General features: G+C 35.5%; 5 protein-coding genes. 2 read left to right on the top strand and 3 right to left on the bottom strand.

The annotated features are described in order from the left end of the window. The first annotated feature begins 373 nt into the window (after positions 1-373). On the top strand, positions 374-841 hold the full coding sequence (locus tag BKE30_RS15200; RefSeq protein WP_143253812.1) for a hypothetical protein: 468 nt from the start codon (positions 374-376) through the stop codon (positions 839-841). A 120-nt stretch (positions 842-961) separates the two neighbouring features. Here the strand turns inward: BKE30_RS15200 and BKE30_RS15195 are convergent, their stop codons facing one another. The 3 genes from BKE30_RS15195 to BKE30_RS16105 form a co-directional block, all read right to left on the bottom strand. Beyond that, entirely contained in the window at positions 962-1,351 is a 390-nt protein-coding gene (locus BKE30_RS15195) for a hypothetical protein (RefSeq protein WP_076879404.1), read from the bottom strand. Further along, positions 1,272-1,901: a hypothetical protein gene (locus BKE30_RS15915; protein WP_143253811.1), complete on the bottom strand. Its 630-nt coding sequence runs from the start codon at positions 1,899-1,901 to the stop codon at positions 1,272-1,274. The genes BKE30_RS15195 and BKE30_RS15915 overlap by 80 nt, the downstream gene beginning before the upstream one ends. Positions 1,902-1,978: 77 nt before the next feature. Beyond that, positions 1,979-2,134 (bottom strand): hypothetical protein, encoded by a 156-nt coding sequence (locus BKE30_RS16105; RefSeq protein WP_158073210.1) that lies wholly within the window; start codon positions 2,132-2,134, stop codon positions 1,979-1,981. Between the two features lie 266 nt (positions 2,135-2,400). On the opposite strand from BKE30_RS16105, the gene BKE30_RS15185 reads away from it, so the two are divergent. Next, positions 2,401-2,659, top strand: a 259-nt coding sequence (locus tag BKE30_RS15185; protein WP_143253810.1) for a hypothetical protein, incomplete at its 3' end; no start/stop codon positions are given.

Here is a 2,659-nt window from a genome sequence, read left to right as displayed (position 1 = left end):
AGCATGAGTACAGCCTCCATGCACAAGTCGTTGCTTGTGCATGGAGGCTGTACTCATGCTGGTTAAATATTAAGCCGGAAACTGGGGTCATTTACTCACCTTACATTGCTACAGTTGATAGGGTAAGTAGAAAGTAACTCATCATTCATCTGAGAGCAAATTCGTAAATTTAGTATATTTTTTAAACAGAATAAAATTTAATTATTATTATAAATCATAATCTTAGTTTAAAAATTTTATTCCATTTACATCACCTATGAATTAAGATAAAGCACTGGCTTATCTACAGAAAATTAGCCGAAAGATTTTTACAGCAATATAGATTTTTGGATAATTTTCGAGCACCATATAAAAATCTAAGAGGAGAAATTATTTGAATCTTTTTGTAACTGATATGTTAAGAACGCCTTTGGAACGCAGAAAAGCTGCCAAAATTTATTTTGACCTGTACCCAGACTGCACTGAAGAAGAATTGAATCGCTACTGTAAAATACCGCTCTCAACAGCGAAGAAGATACTTAAACGCTGGAAACAAGGAGACTTTACTAATCTGGAATGGCAAAGTACTCATCCCCATCAGAAATCGCTTATTCCTGAAGCTAATATGGATGAATTCTTGACAACTGCATTTTTCAACAAAAATTACGGTTATAAGGATATGCGCCATATAAAAAAATGCTACGAAGAGTTTTATGGACATGAACTCAATTTCAGCAATGATTATTTGCGCCATTTGATTAATGCAAGCCTCAAGCGCATAGGTTATGTGAAGCGTTTTAATAGCTTGACTAAGCGGTACTATTTTGAATCTGAAAAAGAACTCCGGACTACAAGTACTTAGGACACCTTCCTGACAAAAACAACAAAGTTATGTCTTACAAGCAAGAAAGCAAAACTACCGTAAAGCCTAAACAGCTTTACGGTTTATTTTACGGCTTTTAGCAAGTTTTTAAGACATGTTTCAATACTCATCAGGCGCAACTACATGAAACTCGCCGGGATTTAATAAATTAGGCAACTTTATTACGACTTGATTAAAGAGTTCATCCGGTAAGTAGACTAATACTGCTTCGGTAGCATTTAGGGTGATCAGCGCCTCATAACCATAGGAACTTACTTGTTGATACTCGACTTCTCCATTAGTGAGCTTTTCCTGTAGCGAGACAGATAAGTTCACTATTGGCTGATTTATTTCATCAGGATGCTCCAAAACAACAAACCACCCATGACGGGTGGCTTGGTAATTTTCCTGATAGCAGTGTTCCAGTTGTTCAATCTGCTGCTGAATCGCCTGTTTGATAGCCTGATCCTTGATCTGGCCGAGATGATTTTTGTGTTGAATGATATACATGAGATGCTTCCGCTAATTCTGTCTTTTGATTGGCCTTTGAGGTTGATAAGTCCTTTGCTTTTTTTGCATTGGGTGGTGTTCGATCTATTAGTTGCTTCTCTAAGGTATGATCCTTAGCGGTAATAGCGTCTGGCTCAGGCTGCATAGTAACTAGCATCGTTGGCCACTGATCCATTTGATCATGAATTTCCAGAAGTCTTTGAATCTGTGGATGTGGTTGAATCACTTGTTGATGGACCAGCGCAGCTGCCAAAAAGCAGGGAGTATTCACAGACCTACCGATAAACAAAGGCTTTAACGCGGTTGCATGAAAGGGCTTGCCAGTTTTACGCAAAGTTTTAAGCTGTTTGACAATTTCATCAATCATGACAAGTTCTGCGCTGAAACCACCAGACGATTCATTTTTGCTGATTGCCAATCCTAATGAATGGTCGTCATTGTTGCGCCAGATTTGATAATGTATTTTTCCTCTTGCATGCTCAGAAAGTTTTGGACATACAAAGGTTTTGATCAAACTATAGTTAATTTTGTCAAAAATATGAGGTTGCATTGATTACTCCGAAGATTAATATAGAAAATCCCGATGGGCTATAAGCCCATCGGGATTTAAAAACGCGAAAAGTATCTTTAAATTAAAAGCTTAAACAGCGAAGAAATTTTTTCAATTGGATCGGTTTGGCGGTCATTGCACACACGAATTGCATAAGCAACAGACTGGGCTTTATTGGTCGGGATTAAACCGATTATATCGGACACTTGGTCGAGATAGGGAGAGTATTTCATTTGTATGCCTTTAAATGGAAAGTTTGCAAGAGCAAAGCTATGTTGAATTTCATTAGAATAATATATGGATAAAAATTGCTATAATTACAAAAACTTAACTTAACCAATTTCTTATAGTAAGTAAAAAACTTAAAGAAAATCTGCTGTTTATTTTGCAAATATTCAAGTAAAAGATGTGAAGAAATATTTCTTTTTACCATACCATATGATAAAAATTGTACCTATAAATTACTTTATATAACTTTTTGTAACTAACGAGGAAAAGGATGTCACTTTTATTTGATCCTAGCGATGATTTGCTTAAATATAATTCAATTCGCTTGGAATACTTTAAATTAGCTGAAAATTTGGCCAATAATTTTCTTCAGTACGACTACCCATCTTTCAAAAATATGGATACAGTCCATACCAAGTGTAATGAAAGAGTATTTAACAAGTTAAATCAAGCTGTTGATACTGCTATTCGTAGTTTAATTGCAGCGGATATTAATGATGTCGATGATAATACTTTTATAAATCAATATA

It is taken from the genome of Alkanindiges hydrocarboniclasticus, from assembly GCF_001982605.1.
Taxonomy (GTDB): domain Bacteria; phylum Pseudomonadota; class Gammaproteobacteria; order Pseudomonadales; family Moraxellaceae; genus Alkanindiges; species Alkanindiges hydrocarboniclasticus.
The sequence above is the reverse complement of the archived record's forward strand: the minus strand, read 5'-3'. Positions and strand labels throughout refer to the sequence as shown.

Coding starts and splice junctions, on each gene's coding strand:
- BKE30_RS15915 (WP_143253811.1), bottom strand. CDS start 1,901: ATGCAACCTCATATTTTTGACAAAATTAACTATAGTTTGATCAAAACC.
- BKE30_RS15195 (WP_076879404.1), bottom strand. CDS start 1,351: ATGTATATCATTCAACACAAAAATCATCTCGGCCAGATCAAGGATCAG.
- BKE30_RS16105 (WP_158073210.1), bottom strand. CDS start 2,134: ATGAAATACTCTCCCTATCTCGACCAAGTGTCCGATATAATCGGTTTA.